We start from the raw sequence: 15,191 nt of genomic DNA on the forward strand, positions 1-15,191 counted from the left end.
CAAAATGACAATACAACCTTTTAGAGTGTTTGATGGTGGCAAACCTAATGTTGCTTCAAAAGTATTTGGCGGAGATGCAAGTGGAATAAGAGACTGGGATAATATTAAATATCCTGAAATGTTAGAAATTAATAAACAACTATTTGCAGAATATTGGATTGAAGATGAGGTCAAATTAGGAAAAGATTTAGAGGATTATAAGAACAAATTAAACAATAATGAACGAGAGGTGTATAACTATATCTCTGGTAAGTTAAATTGGCTAGATTCAATTGCAACTGATTTTAATTTTATTCTTGGCTATCTTTGTACAGATCCAAGTGTACGCTCTAACATTGCTCTAATAAATTCTTTTGAGCAATTACATAATCGTTCTTATCAATACCTAACTGCAACAATGCTTACGCAGGAACAGAAAGAACAAGCGTTTGAACATATTAAAACTATTCCTCAATTGGTTAAAAGAAATGAGCATGTAATTAGTAAAATTCAAACGTTGGTTGATGAAACTAAGCTACACATTCAAGAAGACGCAGAGTTAAATCAAGAGTTTTTACAAACTATCTTTGAAGGCATCTTGGCTAATCTTGTTCTTGAAGGACTTTATTTTAGTGGAGGATTCGTATATTTCCACTCATTAGCACGAGATCAGAAGATGATTGAATCGAATAATATGATTAATCTTATTCGTGCCGATGAGACACAGCACTCAGTTTTCTATGGAATGTTGTTACAAATTCTGATGAAAGAAAACCCAGGATTAAACACCAAAGAGAATATGAATTTCGCAGTGGAGTTTGTAAAGAAGGCTGTTGAATTGGAAAAAGAATGGGCTACCCATATATTTGCCAATATAGATACTTTACAAATCAAAGAGTACAACGATTATGTAGAGTATTTAGCAAATGTGATTTGTAGGAATGCAGGGATTGAACAGCCATTTCCTAATAATGCTGAGATTAAATCACGCTGGATTATCACATATGGAAGTAAAAGCAGAAGCGACTCTAGTCAGATAGTAACAAGAACAGACTTCTTACAAGGCAATGCAATCAATTACACACATGAAAGTGGAGAGGACTTTGACCTCTAAAGCGTTAGTATATTACTCCTTAAGCGGAAATACAAAAGGATTGATTGATACATACAAATGGGATGGATTTGATGTTTACAATATTAAACAATCTAAAACTATTCCCTTTAATGTCTATGAAACAATTATTATTGGGACTTCAACATGGGGGAACGGTGTTCCTCCTAAACCTTTCTTTGAAATAAGAGACGAGTTAATAAGTCTAAAAGAAAAAGAGATTGGATTGTTCGGGAGTGGTAATTCTCACTATGAACACTACTGTGGAGCCTTAGATTTACTTGAACAATTGTTAGGAATCAATAATAAAATTATCTTCAAGTACAAATTTGAAAGTTACCCTACAGAAGTAGCAATTAGTAAATTTAAAAGAATAATGGAGGTGGTAATTTGACCAAAAAAATAAACCTGTCTAACGGTGGATTCGCTTTAGTTGATGATGAGGATTTTGAGTGGCTGAATCAATGGGTTTGGAGAGAAGAAGAGGGATACGTTGTAAGATGCTCCACATATTCAAACGGAAAAAGAAAGAAAATTAGAATGCACAGATTAATAATGGGATATCCCGAAGGACTTGTAATAGATCATATTAATCGAATAAGACATGACAATAGAAAAGAAAATTTACGCATCTGTACTATTGCTCAAAATGCAATGAATATAGGTAAAAATGAAAATCTTGGAACTGCTTCAAAATACAAAGGTGTTAATTTTCGAGAAGAAACGAAATGTTGGAGATCAAAAGTAAGAGTTTATAAAACTACAATCGAGGCTGGTAATTTCACCAATGAAGACGCTGCTGCGAATGCATATAATTACTATGCTAAACTTTACGGGGGAGAATTTGCAAGTTTAAATGATGTTCCCTATATGCCTAGAAGTGAGTGGGAAAAGTATAAAACAAGCAGAAAGAAAGCTAAAATCACTTCAAAGTATAGGGGTGTCGGATGGAATATTATTAGAAAGAAATGGAGAGCGTACGTTGGGTATAAGAACAAACAATATGATGTCGGTTTTTTTGAAGATGAGCATGAGGCAGCAAAAGCAAGAGATAGGTTTATAGTTGATAATGGTTTTGATTTACCACTTAATTTTACATAAACAAATTATTCAATGGAGGAAACAAAAATGAAACTAATTAAATTTGAAAAACAAAATTGTCCAGCATGTACTATGGTTGAAAACTTCTTATCTGACCAAGGGGTTGAAACTAAAAAAATCAATCCGTTTGATAATCCTGATTTAGCTGCTCAGTATGAAATCGGTTCAGTACCAGTTACCATATTGTTAAATGAAGAAGGAACGGAAGTCGAGCGATCAATCGGATTCAAACCTCACGAGTTAGAACGTATTATTTCAAAACTTTAAAAATAAATTAAACAATAGAGGAGATACATGTATGAAACAAAACGACAAAGTGTTTATTCACAAAACTAAAGAGTCTGGAAAGATTAAATATCTAAATGATAAAGAGGTGGGAGTTGAAGTTATTATCAGTGAAGATAAGGAACAGCAAACACGTACAGTTAAATTAGTAAAAGTTAAACCTTCAGAAGTATCGTTATATCGTGAGAAACCTAAGAAGTATAACCCTAATGAAATGTTCTACATGGTTCAAGACTTCCATAAAGCATTTGGTCACATTGTAACTGATAAACCTACTCCTATCCCTCTTGAGGTTGCATTACCGAGAGCAATTTGGACAGCAGAAGAATTGGTTGAATTCTTATATGCAACTGTTGAGGGAGACGTTAATCAATTCGTTCCTACAGTAGATAAATTTATTGAAGGTATTAACAAAGCAGCAAATAAACTTGTTTCTAAAGCTGATCCAATTGAAGATGTATTAGTAGCTCAAGCAGATGCTCTTACAGATGTTGAATATTTCAATCAAGGTTCATTTGTTGTAGCAGGAGTTAAACCATTCCCACTATTCAACATTGTTCAGCAAGCTAATATGGGGAAATTGTGGGAGAATGGAAAGCCACGCTATCGTGAAGAAGATGGAAAGATTGCTAAACCGCCACACTGGGAGGAAAGATTCGCTCCTGAAGGACGTTTGAAGAAGGAAATAGAACGTCAATCTCGTTCACTTTAAAACAGCAATTTTACATTGAATCTGAAAGGAGGTGATATGATGAGTGAAAAATTTGATATTGCATTTCAATCTTTATTTGACAACATCTTTGATTTAGGAATGCACTTGCAGGACAGAAACAAATTAACCGACATAGAAAGAAAGTTTCTAAACGCATTAGATAACTATGTTGATGCTTTAGATGAGCTAGAACAAGAACAAAAGTAAATTATTTAATACATATCGGGTGACGACCTATCGTCAAAGGAGACAAATTAATATGAACGATTTTAAATTTGCAATGGAAACTACAGGTTCAATTATTGAAAAGATGAAACAAACTCGGTTGGAAAATGACAACCGAAGCTATAAAACGCTATCTAATACACTTCAAGAAATTATGCATATATTTTGGTCTTCCAGAGCAGCTTTAGATAAAGTTTTTCTGTCAATTCTTAGCGAAAAACTCGAATCAGAAGTATATCGATTGCAAAAAGTAGCAAATGAATCTATCGGGAAAGGCGACTATAAAAGTCATCATGATTGGGTAATAGCGTATCAAAAAATAACGAAGCAGCTAGAAACTATTCAAACCTATCTTAGAAGAGAAAAGTCTCATGAAAAATTAGTTAGTGCCAAAAGAATTAACCATTCCGAACTTCAATCAACACATAAAGACTGCACTATCGTATCCAACACTCAAAGCGAAGCATTTGAATTGGGCTTAAGGAATATAAAAAATACAGATTCTCTTGTTTGGAATGCTACAAGTAGAAGCAGACTAGAAGCGGACGGGATTAAGTATACTTTTCATGGACTAAACAAAGATTTATTAAGAGGGAAAAAAGGAGATTTACTTTCAGTTGATAGAAACATTCCAATTAGATCATACATGGAAGTGATTTTACCTATAAAAGAAAACTTCACTGAAGTAAACATCATTAAGTAAAACCATACTTTTAAACAGTTGGAGAGGAAAAATCTCCTCAGTTTTGGAAATTCCCTCTCCAGTGTGATTACTATAACGATTGATGTAGCAAATAGTGCTACGAAATTAATATTTGTAATAAACATTTTTTTTATTCATTTAAAAATAAAAAAAATGAAAGCTACAATTAACGGCATTGTAGTTGAAGGTACACCAGAAGAAATTGTTAAATACGAAAATCTCAAAAAATGAAGTAAAACAATCAACAATAAATATTAGCCCGATTAAAATTGATAGCACTGATGCTTCTAAGTTTTTTAGAACTGTAGAGGCTGGAATTTCAGCGAAATACTAATTCAATAATACATAGAAAATTAGAGAAGGGGATATTCTCCTTCTCTTTTAATAGGAGGAAACAATGAGTCAATTTGACCAACAATACAACGAAATTATACAAGACATTATCGACAATGGTATTTGGGATAAGGATCAACAAGTCAGAACTAAATGGATAGACGGAACTCCAGCCTATACAAAAAGTGTAATCAGCAAACAAATCACATTAAACAATTCAGAAGTTCCTATCCTCACAACAAAGAAAGTTGCCTGGAAAACAGCAATTAAAGAAATGTTGTTGTTTTGGCAGCTTCAAACTGTTAAAGAGAAAGATTTCCATGAAAACAAGGTCTACATTTGGGACGAATGGTTTAAAGATGGTTCAATTGGAAGGAGTTACGCTTATCAATTTGAAAGTCATAGACATCACATTAGAGAAATAGTAAAGGTTGAGAAACGAACTAAAGACTTTTACGGTAAATTAAAAGAAATTGTTGTAGGAGCTAAAGAATACCCCAATCCAAATTGTGACGATGAATTATGTGGTAAAGTAATCAGGAGTCAAAATAGTGGAGATTTTATTGTTCTAGATGTTTCTAAAGGAGACAGAGATAATCACTATTCAAAGATCGCAAGAGTTCAGTTTTTAAAAACAAATTATGTGACAACCGCAACTAAAGGTAATGCTGTAAAGGGAAAGGTAAAGGATGTATATTACAGAAGAGTAAAAAATGTTGGTTACGAAGGTAACTTTGAAAGTGTTAAAAACTATTCTAAAGAAGAAGTGGAAAAGCATAGAAGAAGATGGACTTGTATGTTGGGGAGATGCTACGATCAAAATAATAATAGATATAAAAACTACGGGGGCAATGGCGTTTTTGTAGACGAAAGATGGCACTCGTTTGAGAACTATCTCAGAGATATTAGAGTCCTGCCTCAATACATACTGGCAAAAGAGAATGATTTTGAAAACTACCAGTTGGACAAAGATTATTATGGCTCAAATTGCTATAGCAGGGAAACGTGTGTGTGGATAAGTTCAAAAGACAATGTAACATATAAATATAAGCCTTTCATGCTAATTCATCCAGACAATACCGAAGAATTATTTCTAAATATCACAGATGCACAACTAAAATACAATATTAGTGACTTATCTCCTATTTTAGCTGGGAAAGTCGGAAGAAAATTTACGAAGGGCTACACAGCTAAATATATTAATGATGAATTAAACTTATATCGCTATGAATTGTCCAAAAATCAAGTTTTTGAATTACTACATAATATCAAAAATAATTCATCATCAAGACGATTGTTAACAAGTTTTTGGAATCATGCAGACGTTGATAAAAAACAATTGCAGGAATGTGTGTGGCATACTCAGTGGTTAGTTAAAGAAGGTAAACTACATCTAATTGTTGGTATCAGAAGTAATGATATGGCTTTGGGGAATCCGTTCAATGTGTTTCAATATTATGTGTTGCAGCGTATGATTGCTCAAGTTACTAGTTATCAACTAGGCACACTTACCTTTAACATTAATGATGCTCATGTATATGAACGTCATATAGGATCATTGAACGAACAAATACTCAGGGAACAATTTGAAGCACCTACACTATGGATTAACCCTGATGTGAAGAATTTTTATGAATTTACTATTGATGACTTTAAACTTGAAAACTATAAGCATGGAGATAAATTAAACTTTGAGGTGGCTTTATAATGATTACGTTAATCGGTGCATGTGGTCTTAATCGTGAGATTGGACGTAACAATAAACTACTATGGCATTTACCAAATGACTTAAAATATTTCAAGCAACAAACAGAAGGAGATGCAATCGTAATGGGTCGTAAGACGTATGAATCAATTGGCAGCAAACCTCTTCCTAACAGAGCTAATATCGTCATGAGTGGAAATCCTTTTTGAGATGACCATAGAGTAGTTACTTCAATGTCAATTGAACAAGTTTTCCAAGCTACTAAAAAGGATTTGTATATTATTGGAGGACAGTCTATCTATGAACAATTCCTACCTTACGCAGACAAAATCCTACTCACAATTGTAGATCACAAATTCCCTGAAGCAGATTCATTCTTTCCAGAGTTGCCTTATGAATGGATTGTGGAAGATTCTACTCGACACTTAGCTGATGATAAACACGCTTATGATTATTACTTTGTCACATACAGAAAGAAAAAAGATTTACTACAAAGAAGAAAATAGCTTCCATTTTCAGTTGACTAAACTAAATTATTCAATTATTATTAAGGTACAAGATAACTCTTGTGCCTATTAACTTTATATTAGGGAGGTGAGGAATTGTTATACGACATCAATAAATTACTTCAATCACAATATAAGCCAGTTAAAAAGTTCGCTTGGTTTTTGTTTGAAAGAGAAGAAAAAGATGTTTTAGATCAAAACGACATAAATGAATTAACCAACATGATAAATGAGTTAGATACATACATAGATAAGAAAATAGAAGAAGCATTTGAAAATGGCGAGGATGAAATGCTCAGAGCACATGCATATTACGATAGATGTGATTGTTAATTAACTGGGGGGCTAAGTGACTTATGAAAGGATCAACTAAATACCAACTATTAAAGTCTGATTATGAACATGCAAAGGCAGAAATTAGTCTTAAAAATAAGTTAATTAAAGAATTAAGAGAAGAAGTTAAACAATGTGGATATAAGTTACAGTATGAGGAATATCTCACTGACGAAGCTAATAATTACTCAGATTATTTAGTAGGACTGTTAGATAAAACGTTCAGGCATTTAGATAAAGATACCCCATTATATTTATTAGATGAAATTGCAAATGTGATTAAAGCAAATTCGGTATAGGAGGAAATGTAAAATGCATGGAAGAAGTGAAGTAGAATTCAAAATAGTAAAGGATGATAGAATATGTTTAAAGCAATGAAAGAAATTCACTTGTACTCAAAAGTTAACTTAGAGGACGCAGTTAAAGCTTGTGAAACACTTGGATTAGCATATCAAATTGAAACTTTAGTTCAAGATGCTCCCAAAGGGCAGTTCTTTTTTAATTATAATATCACTGATAAGCATCGTTACAAGATAAAGATAGGGGAATTACTTACAGAGGAGAATAAGTAGAAATGGCATTTATTAAGGACGAAAAAGTATTAAGTAAACTATTTAACAGTATAATCAATGAAGATGAAACTAAGCCGTTTGATCAAGTCGTAAAAGAGCTTTACGAACAAATTGAATATACCAGAAGAATGTCTTACAAGAATGGATATGAACAAGGTAGATTTGATGAAAAAGCTGAATTTATGAATCAAAAACATGAAGATTATGAAAGGAAGTAAAATAATGAAATTACATTTAGAAGGAATGAAAACTTACTGTGACATGTACTGGGATAATGAGGAAGTTAATATAGATTTAGCTAATAGAATTATTGTCAATGTCCCACATCTTATAAATCACATAAAGCATCTAGAAAAAGAAAACTCATGGCTATATGGAAGACTCAACTTAATCTCTGACATTATTGAAAATGGTCGCAATGAGGTCAAGAAATTTCAGGAATAATAATTACCATCTCGAAACTCTTTATGCTAAAGTCTCAATAATTTATAATAAGACTAAAATGAGTTGGAGGGATTATTATGATAGAAAGAAGAACATTAACTGTATTAGAAATTGCTGAGTACTTGGGAGTTTGTGTAGATACTGTATATACCATGGTTAAAGAGAAACAGATTCCTTACATAAGAGTTAGAAGAAGGATATTGTTTAGCGCAGAAGCTATAGACCAGTGGATAAGAGATCAAGAAAAAAGGTCTTTAATGTATGAGTAATCAGACTTGGAAAGAAGTAGGAAAGTATTTAAAATTATTACGAGGAAACATGACGCAACAATCCTTTGTTATGAAATATAATATTCCTTATTCTAGAGAGTCAATTTCTAAATATGAAAATGGTACTAGAAAATTTACCAAAGAATGTTTAAAGTACTATGAGTTAATTTTCAAAAATGCAGATGAGGTTAACTGTCTAAAGTTAATACTGTCCCAATCTGAAGGTAAATTAGATGAATAAACTTAATAAACTGAACACTAAAGAAGTAAAAGATACGCATGAACTGCTCTCGCACATTGAAGATGAAATTAGGAAAGTAGAACAAAATGTAAAGAAATTTGAACCCGGAAGTATGAACTGTTCATATGAGTACGGCAAATTAACAGCCTTTGTAAGTATGTTTTGGATTATTCATAAAATGATCGAGGAGGAAGAAAAATGAAAAGATTAACTGACGAGGAAATAGACGCTATTCGTAAACGTGTTGAATTGGCTTCAGCTTCTCCATGGTCTGTCGGAGAAGACTCATATCTATGCAATGCTGGATTTTGGACTGATGATATTGTAATATCGCCAGGAATTACTGCTGAAGTATATGATAAAGATGATGCTGAATTCATAGCAAATGCACGACAAGATATTCCTTTACTATTAGAAGAAATTGATCGGTTAAAAAGACGTATCGAGCGGTTAGAGAATCCACAATGCGACAGTCAAAAACCGATAGTGGGTGAAGTTTCATCTTCTGATAGAATGATACGTGAAATTGAAGGTATTGATAATGCGTATCTTTGCTCAGTATGTGAAAACGTCTACGAAGATATTCAAAATGCTATTGATTGTTGTCATGAATGTTGGTCTGAAGATAATGAAACTATTGAAGCGATGAATGATTACTACGAAAATACAAGCGAATATCCAGATGAGGATTAATTATGAGTCTTGCTATTTTCTTTTACTTCATTGTAGGTTCTCTAGCAATATATGTAATACTTTGGAATATTGTATATAAAGTTAATACAATGCGAGCTAAGAAAGGGGATAATTCTATGACTAGAGACAGGTTACCAAAAATAGAAAAGAAACTTCGTACCCTTGATGAAATTCAAGCACATGATATTCGGTGGTTAGTTTCAGAAATTAAAAAACATAGAGAAAGTCTTGATACTCCTTTCAGCTTAGAAAATCAACTAAATGCAATAAAAGATATAAACTCACATTTAAGTAAGAAAATACAGAAATTAGAGCTATGGTTAGAAAACAAAGAAATCAAATTAGACGCTGTAGAATTTGCACACACAAACGCCCTTATAGAAATTGAGTATCTTTTAGACACACTAAGAAAAATTGATACGCATATTAAATCAGCCGAACAACCGCTACCATATATTATTAATACACTACAAGAAACATTGCCTGAATACAAAGGAGATAAATGATGGATTTCAAAAAAGTTACAGAAATGTACATAGACGGAAGTATTGGAGCGACCGAGATCGGACTGTTAATTAAAGAATATGATAAAATGCAAACCAGACTAAGAAGGCTTGAATTTGTAAAGTTGCATTATAAAAGTTTATCCGAAATGTATCAAGACGAATGCTACAAATGGTATATAAACTATCATGATATATACAAAAGTAATGTCGATTTTGTTAATAATCCATTTGATTTACTCATTGGAATCTTGGAGGAGAATTATTCCGAAATTGATTTTAAAATAGTCATCGGAAATCAATTGACAGATGGTAAAAGAACATTAGGATATACATTGTTTCCTGAAGATGGGTCAACCCCGTTAATTGAAATTCACCCAAGTCTAAGTATCCAAGATGCTACTGAAGTTCTTGCTCACGAGGCAACTCATGTTATTACTGGTGAGAAAGTCGAACATGGTGAGGAATGGAAGAAAGTTTTCAATAGAATTCATGAATTGTTTGAAGAGGGAGTCAATGAAAGGTTTTAAAATAATAAATTAATTAAAGGAGAAAATATAAAATGATTAAAAAATTTAAAGCAATTATAGAGGTTGAACTAGAAATACATGAGTATGATTTTAACGAACCAGAACGAATCGAAAACATGGAAGAATATGATTACTTTGTAGGGCTATGCAGAAATTCGACTGCATCTTTTGTAAAAATACAAGAAATTTAATTAAAGGAGATAGGTTGTATGGAATGGAGAATCGGATATGAAATAAGACCAATGAGAGGTATTTATTTTCAAAATGTAATAGCAAACACTCAAGAAGGTGCTATCGACTTCTTACAATCGTTAAACGACTACGATTTAAATATTATTAGTGTTCATGAAGTAAATAATAGAGAGGGTTGACTAATTTATGAAGATTGACCTAATGTATGGATTGGAACAGGAAGTAAAAAGGATTGCTCAAGAAGTATACAATCAGAATAATTTGAGTACAGGAAGTCAAATTACCGCAGAACAAAAATTACAAATTACCAACCTAGTAAATTATTTAAAAAAGAGCATTGATGAAGAAATTAAAATACATAGTATTGCTAGTGATTATAAATTGATCAGATTACATGGACAATTAAGTGGGATAGAAAATGTTTGTGAACTGTTAGGCATAAAAGTATAAGATATGTAAAAGAAGAAGTAAAAAGACTAAAACCTTCTTCTTTGGGATGTGGTTGTCCCCCGACAATTCTATCACTTTGAACCCTTATACGATGTCTTTTGTGTTAATTTTAACATAATATCTAACAAAATATATAAGCAAATTTATCCAAATATAATACCAGTCAGTGGATTCATAATACAATCTAAAAGTTTGTGAAAAACAACACTCAAAAAAGCCTGTTATATCAACGTTTTTAAAATAAATTCACAATCTTTTTTAGTGTAAAATGGGACTTTTATTCAAAGTTAGAAAGGAGATAACGTTATGGAGAAACTAATGGAAAAATGTGAAGAGTTGTCAAGTCAACAAGTAATAGACATTATTAAAGCGTACTATACGAAATACGGAAGAAACTGGGATGATTTTGCATATCTCCCTAAGATTGAAGATGGAATGTTTCATGGATTGGATGTATATAAAAAATTAAAGTAAATCGTGAATTTTAAATTGAAAGGAGATATATATGGAAGTATTGGCGACTGCAAAACTAGGCTACTGGACAGGTGAATCAATTATAGCAGGAAGAGAAAGGCTTGAGCTGATTGTTAAGTTTAAAGAAAAAGGACTATTCAAAACAAAACTCAAAAAGACTCTAGTTTCCACTTGGCAAATCAATCAACCTCTAGCTATTAAAGAATTAAAATCTATTGACGATTACTTTGACGAATGTGAGAAGTATTTGAGAGATGAACATCTAGTTAGAAAAGAGGCTGAAAAAATGGTTATTAAATACTTCAAAGAGAAGTTTGCTGATAATAAACGGGATATTAGATCGGGTAATATTCAGGACAGAGTACATAAAAGAGACAAGATTGAAGTAAAAGTTTCGATCAAATAATAGTTTTTTACAGAAAGGAGAATACAAATGAAATAGATTAAGCCGAACTCACATCTTGAATTAAAGACATATGGTGAATTAAGATTTTACGGTTTCGTAATGGCACTAATAGGATTTGCTATCGGGAAGGCTATATAAAATGAATGACGCTTTAAGCAAATTAATTAAAGGAGATTAGATCATGATTACAATTGAATCTGAAGTAGGAAGGTATATGAACTTTACTGATTTTGACGCTGCAATAAAATTTTCTGAAGTTGAATATGGTTATGAAGGTGAAGCATGGAAACAAGTCAAAAATTCAAATGACTTTTATCAACTTGAGATGTTTTTAAATGAAGATGGAATCTTCGCAGACGTAGAAGAAAACTGAACAAAAACTAAATTTTAATTAAAGGAGAAGAAAAAATATTATGACAGTCTATAGTGGTGAATACCAAGATAAATTAAAAAAGCAAATCAAAATTTACAAAAAGAAAAAACGTTTAATACAATTTTCGGCATTGCTAGCTAAACTTAATGAAAAAATTTTCGATAAGATTGAAAAAGCCAATGAAGAATTATCTTTAATTGAAAAAGAATATGGATCAGACGATAGCTTAATGATTTCTACATATAAAATACATAATAAATAAATTAAACAATAACTAAATAAAACTGATGTTTTAACACACATGAAACACATTATTTGTGTACAGGAAGGAAGAAATAGTTTGAATAGATGTAAAGTAGAATTTTTTCTTAACGATAGGGAAACTGCAACAAAGTTGTTCACTCATTGTAATGAAATATTAGATAATAAAGAGCTTGATAATGCAATTGAAGTTATGTATAGAATTATTAGAAGTGATGTAGATAGATATTTGCAAAAGTAAGATTAATGAACATTTCGGGATGATGTAAAAGAAGTCTTTTAAACATATACATAAGAACGAACGTTCGTGTTATACTGTTTTTAGAGGTGAATTGTTTGAAGCATAAGTACGCAGGATTACACACTTACAAATGCAGAGGAATCATGAAGTGGGCACCATTCCAATCAATTCCTGGTTATAGCAAAATGGTTCATGATGCGGTTCACAACTTTGACGATGAGGAGTTGACTTATGATGATGAGTATCGTATTTCTCTTGATTATGCTCTTAGCTCATGCAATGAGAGCAGTAAGAAAGCTGCTGTAAAATATCATGATGGCAAAAGATATAGATTAATCACAGGATATATCTCAAGCTTTGATAACGGAGTTTTAGAAATAGCATCTGAAGAAGGTATATATGTTGAAATAGAAGCAAGTAAAATCTCGAATATAGAGCCACTTTAGTTAGTGGTCATTATAAGTAAATTACGCAAATGTAAAGGAGTAGTAATTAATGTCCTTGCAAGCATATGAAAACTATTTAGTTTACATGATTCAGACAAAACTACAATGCGAAGTACCAGAAAGTCTAAAGCATGACATAGTGACTTCCTTATATGAATACGGAGAATTTGTAGGTTCTACATATAAAAATGAAAAAGATTATTGGCAAGATAAATTCTTCAGAGGGAAGGGGAAACGCTAATTGGCAAAAGGAACAGGCAAACTCTTTGAGGAGGAAATTCAGACTAGTAGTGCAGAGCAGAGAATATGGTTCTTTAGGGTTCGAGATGTGAATCCAATGGCTATCAAGCCTGGCTATAAGACTGCTGAGAATCCTTATGATTCGTTAATATATTACGATGGTCACTTATTTCCAACAGAACTCAAATCAACTAAAGGTAAATCATTACCGTTTAAGAATATCAAGGATCACCAAATAGAAAGTTTAATCAAGTCCAATACATATGATAGACGAATTATTCCAGGTTTCATTATTAACTTCTCAGATTTAAATCGAGCATTCTTCTTACAGATTGACGACTTCATGGAATACATGGAACACGCCAAAGATAACCAAAAGACATGTAGAGGCTTTAGTGTAAACGATAAAAGTTTAACGTTAGATTACTGTGAAGGAATCGGAATTGAAATCACTGGTCACAAGAAGAAGGTTAAAATGAGATGGTATGTTAATGAATTATGTAAAAATATAATTAATAAATACAAGTAATAGGACAATCAATAAATCGAATACATACATATTAGAGGTGAGGAGAATGGAAAAAGACAAAGTGTCCAAAGGTGGTTTTAACTTTAGTTTTACATATACGAATGAAAAAACCTATAACGATTATGTTAAAGAATGTTTTAAAAATGTGAACGTAGAAGATTTATTAGAGAAAAACAGTGTAAATGTGTCAAAAGAAACAATCGAATAGTGACGATTCATATACCATAATGCTATAATTTTCTTATGGTATTTTATTTTGAAACGGAGGAGTATGAAATGAAAAAGGCAGGGATATACGCACGGGTATCTACAGATAAGGATAGTCAGGCTTTAAGTAATGATCACCAGATATCATTTTTGAAAAAGTGGGTAGAGAATGAAGGGTATGAGGTTTACGATGTTTATATAGACGAAGGATTGACTGGTACATCTACTACTAAGCGATTAGCGTTCAGAAGACTATTGAAAGATGCGAAAGAAGGGAAAATTGATTTTATTGCTGTAAAGTCCATTACACGTTTTGCACGTAATCAAATTGATTCTATAAAAATTGCTCGTGAATTAAAAGAGCACAATGTAGGTATATATTTTGCACAAGAGGCTATGAACACCCTTATTGACGATAAGCAATTAGGATTGTTTGCTTGGTTAGCTGAACAAGAAAGTAGACAGACATCTGACCGAAGAAAATTTGGTGGAAGAGAAGCACAAAAAAATGGAAGGTTTATTAGCAATAGACCTCCTCTGGGGTATAAGTCTATAAATCAAAAATTAGTAATTGATAAAGAAGAAGCACCCATTATTACAAGTATTTTTGATTTATACGAATCTGGCTACGGGTTTGCAAAAATCGCATCAACATTAAATGAATTAGGGTACAAGACAAGAAGAGGATATCCATTTCGAGCCGATAAAGTCAAATATATACTAAAAAATCCTGTTTATAAGGGACAGTTTATAGGAAATAGATTTACAAAAACGGATATGATGAGTAAGCAAATTATAGAGAAATCTCAAGAGGATTGGATCATCATTGAGGATAATCACCCTGCGATTATTGAAGGTAAACAATATGAAAATGTTCAAAAATTAATTAGTGACAAAAGTTTTATTCAAGGGAAAAAATCTAAGGCATTATTCTCAGGAATTATAAAGTGTAAAAATTGTGGGAATAGTTATTTCAAAGTTGGAAGTAGAAAAACTGTTAGAGGAAAAGAATATGAGCATTTTTATTACGCTTGCAGTGGAAAAAAACAATTAGGTAAATCTGTGTGTGATTCTAAAAACATTCCCGAAACTTTATTGAAGGAAGTTATCAGTCATCGCATAAAACA

Annotated in this window: 28 protein-coding genes and 4 pseudogenes; all 32 read left to right on the plus strand. The window is 32.1% G+C overall.

Annotation, left to right across the window (positions count from 1 at the left end; translation table 11 throughout):
• Window positions 1–4 precede the first annotated feature (4 nt).
• Entirely contained in the window at window positions 5–1,093 is a 1,089-nt protein-coding gene (locus tag P4V41_RS07920) for a ribonucleotide-diphosphate reductase subunit beta (RefSeq protein ID WP_328084329.1), read from the plus strand.
• On the plus strand, window positions 1,083–1,484 hold the full coding sequence (locus P4V41_RS07925) for a flavodoxin family protein (protein WP_328084330.1): 402 nt from the start codon (window positions 1,083–1,085) through the stop codon (window positions 1,482–1,484). The genes P4V41_RS07920 and P4V41_RS07925 overlap by 11 nt, the downstream gene beginning before the upstream one ends.
• Window positions 1,481–2,191 (plus strand): HNH endonuclease, encoded by a 711-nt coding sequence (locus P4V41_RS07930; protein ID WP_328084331.1) that lies wholly within the window; start codon window positions 1,481–1,483, stop codon window positions 2,189–2,191. Before P4V41_RS07925 ends, P4V41_RS07930 begins: the two co-directional genes overlap by 4 nt.
• Before the next feature lie 27 nt (window positions 2,192–2,218).
• Complete coding sequence (locus P4V41_RS07935; protein WP_328084332.1) at window positions 2,219–2,458, plus strand: thioredoxin; 240 nt, start codon at window positions 2,219–2,221, stop codon at window positions 2,456–2,458.
• Window positions 2,459–2,489: 31 nt separating this feature from the next.
• A complete protein-coding gene (locus P4V41_RS07940) occupies window positions 2,490–3,188 on the plus strand; it encodes an HAD family hydrolase (protein WP_328084333.1) in 699 nt (232 codons plus the stop codon).
• A gap of 39 nt (window positions 3,189–3,227) precedes the next feature.
• Window positions 3,228–3,395, plus strand: a complete 168-nt coding sequence (locus P4V41_RS07945) for a hypothetical protein (protein WP_328084334.1) — start codon at window positions 3,228–3,230, stop codon at window positions 3,393–3,395.
• Window positions 3,396–3,447: 52 nt separating this feature from the next.
• Window positions 3,448–4,116, plus strand: coding sequence for a hypothetical protein (locus P4V41_RS07950; protein WP_328084335.1), 669 nt, complete (start codon window positions 3,448–3,450; stop codon window positions 4,114–4,116).
• 397 nt (window positions 4,117–4,513) lie between these two features.
• Window positions 4,514–4,906, plus strand: a pseudogene (locus P4V41_RS07955) (thymidylate synthase); the annotation flags it as partial.
• Window positions 4,907–5,689: 783 nt separating this feature from the next.
• Window positions 5,690–6,157, plus strand: a pseudogene (gene thyA / locus P4V41_RS07960) (thymidylate synthase); the annotation flags it as partial.
• Window positions 6,157–6,660: pseudogene (locus P4V41_RS07965) on the plus strand (dihydrofolate reductase). The pseudogenes thyA and P4V41_RS07965, both read left to right, overlap by 1 nt.
• Window positions 6,661–6,756: 96 nt before the next feature.
• Window positions 6,757–6,993 (plus strand): hypothetical protein, encoded by a 237-nt coding sequence (locus tag P4V41_RS07970; protein WP_328084336.1) that lies wholly within the window; start codon window positions 6,757–6,759, stop codon window positions 6,991–6,993.
• A gap of 23 nt (window positions 6,994–7,016) precedes the next feature.
• Complete coding sequence (locus P4V41_RS07975; RefSeq protein ID WP_328084337.1) at window positions 7,017–7,292, plus strand: hypothetical protein; 276 nt, start codon at window positions 7,017–7,019, stop codon at window positions 7,290–7,292.
• A gap of 63 nt (window positions 7,293–7,355) precedes the next feature.
• Complete coding sequence (locus tag P4V41_RS07980) at window positions 7,356–7,565, plus strand: hypothetical protein (protein WP_328084338.1); 210 nt, start codon at window positions 7,356–7,358, stop codon at window positions 7,563–7,565.
• A gap of 2 nt (window positions 7,566–7,567) precedes the next feature.
• Window positions 7,568–7,783 (plus strand): hypothetical protein, encoded by a 216-nt coding sequence (locus tag P4V41_RS07985; RefSeq protein ID WP_328084339.1) that lies wholly within the window; start codon window positions 7,568–7,570, stop codon window positions 7,781–7,783.
• Window positions 7,784–7,787: 4 nt separating this feature from the next.
• Window positions 7,788–8,009, plus strand: a complete 222-nt coding sequence (locus P4V41_RS07990) for a hypothetical protein (RefSeq protein WP_328084340.1) — start codon at window positions 7,788–7,790, stop codon at window positions 8,007–8,009.
• 80 nt (window positions 8,010–8,089) lie between these two features.
• Window positions 8,090–8,278: a helix-turn-helix domain-containing protein gene (locus tag P4V41_RS07995; protein WP_328084742.1), complete on the plus strand. Its 189-nt coding sequence runs from the start codon at window positions 8,090–8,092 to the stop codon at window positions 8,276–8,278.
• A 233-nt stretch (window positions 8,279–8,511) separates the two neighbouring features.
• Complete coding sequence (locus P4V41_RS08000; protein ID WP_328084341.1) at window positions 8,512–8,721, plus strand: hypothetical protein; 210 nt, start codon at window positions 8,512–8,514, stop codon at window positions 8,719–8,721.
• Complete coding sequence (locus P4V41_RS08005) at window positions 8,718–9,212, plus strand: hypothetical protein (RefSeq protein ID WP_328084342.1); 495 nt, start codon at window positions 8,718–8,720, stop codon at window positions 9,210–9,212. Before P4V41_RS08000 ends, P4V41_RS08005 begins: the two co-directional genes overlap by 4 nt.
• Before the next feature lie 2 nt (window positions 9,213–9,214).
• On the plus strand, window positions 9,215–9,718 hold the full coding sequence (locus tag P4V41_RS08010; protein WP_328084343.1) for a hypothetical protein: 504 nt from the start codon (window positions 9,215–9,217) through the stop codon (window positions 9,716–9,718).
• Window positions 9,718–10,245 (plus strand): hypothetical protein, encoded by a 528-nt coding sequence (locus tag P4V41_RS08015; protein ID WP_328084344.1) that lies wholly within the window; start codon window positions 9,718–9,720, stop codon window positions 10,243–10,245. Before P4V41_RS08010 ends, P4V41_RS08015 begins: the two co-directional genes overlap by 1 nt.
• A gap of 32 nt (window positions 10,246–10,277) precedes the next feature.
• On the plus strand, window positions 10,278–10,436 hold the full coding sequence (locus P4V41_RS08020) for a hypothetical protein (protein WP_328084346.1): 159 nt from the start codon (window positions 10,278–10,280) through the stop codon (window positions 10,434–10,436).
• An 18-nt stretch (window positions 10,437–10,454) separates the two neighbouring features.
• Window positions 10,455–10,616 (plus strand): hypothetical protein, encoded by a 162-nt coding sequence (locus P4V41_RS08025; protein WP_328084347.1) that lies wholly within the window; start codon window positions 10,455–10,457, stop codon window positions 10,614–10,616.
• A 7-nt stretch (window positions 10,617–10,623) separates the two neighbouring features.
• Window positions 10,624–10,887 carry a hypothetical protein gene (locus tag P4V41_RS08030; protein ID WP_328084348.1) on the plus strand — a complete coding sequence of 88 codons (264 nt, stop codon included), beginning with the start codon at window positions 10,624–10,626 and terminating at the stop codon, window positions 10,885–10,887.
• A 306-nt stretch (window positions 10,888–11,193) separates the two neighbouring features.
• Window positions 11,194–11,361, plus strand: coding sequence for a hypothetical protein (locus P4V41_RS08035; RefSeq protein ID WP_328084349.1), 168 nt, complete (start codon window positions 11,194–11,196; stop codon window positions 11,359–11,361).
• Window positions 11,362–11,392: 31 nt separating this feature from the next.
• A complete protein-coding gene (locus P4V41_RS08040; RefSeq protein WP_328084350.1) occupies window positions 11,393–11,767 on the plus strand; it encodes a hypothetical protein in 375 nt (124 codons plus the stop codon).
• A 181-nt stretch (window positions 11,768–11,948) separates the two neighbouring features.
• Window positions 11,949–12,140 (plus strand): hypothetical protein, encoded by a 192-nt coding sequence (locus P4V41_RS08045; protein WP_328084351.1) that lies wholly within the window; start codon window positions 11,949–11,951, stop codon window positions 12,138–12,140.
• A 40-nt stretch (window positions 12,141–12,180) separates the two neighbouring features.
• On the plus strand, window positions 12,181–12,402 hold the full coding sequence (locus tag P4V41_RS08050; RefSeq protein ID WP_328084352.1) for a hypothetical protein: 222 nt from the start codon (window positions 12,181–12,183) through the stop codon (window positions 12,400–12,402).
• A 335-nt stretch (window positions 12,403–12,737) separates the two neighbouring features.
• On the plus strand, window positions 12,738–13,088 hold the full coding sequence (locus tag P4V41_RS08055) for a hypothetical protein (RefSeq protein ID WP_328084353.1): 351 nt from the start codon (window positions 12,738–12,740) through the stop codon (window positions 13,086–13,088).
• Between the two features lie 49 nt (window positions 13,089–13,137).
• Window positions 13,138–13,329: a hypothetical protein gene (locus P4V41_RS08060; protein WP_328084354.1), complete on the plus strand. Its 192-nt coding sequence runs from the start codon at window positions 13,138–13,140 to the stop codon at window positions 13,327–13,329.
• Window positions 13,330–13,857, plus strand: coding sequence for a Holliday junction resolvase RecU (locus tag P4V41_RS08065; protein ID WP_328084355.1), 528 nt, complete (start codon window positions 13,330–13,332; stop codon window positions 13,855–13,857).
• Between the two features lie 46 nt (window positions 13,858–13,903).
• On the plus strand, window positions 13,904–14,065 hold the full coding sequence (locus P4V41_RS08070) for a hypothetical protein (RefSeq protein ID WP_328084356.1): 162 nt from the start codon (window positions 13,904–13,906) through the stop codon (window positions 14,063–14,065).
• Between the two features lie 68 nt (window positions 14,066–14,133).
• Window positions 14,134–15,174: pseudogene (locus tag P4V41_RS08075) on the plus strand (recombinase family protein); the annotation flags it as partial.
• Window positions 15,175–15,191: the final 17 nt, after the last annotated feature.

Source organism: Fictibacillus nanhaiensis (genome assembly GCF_036213205.1).
Lineage (GTDB): Bacteria > Bacillota > Bacilli > Bacillales > Fictibacillaceae > Fictibacillus > Fictibacillus nanhaiensis_E.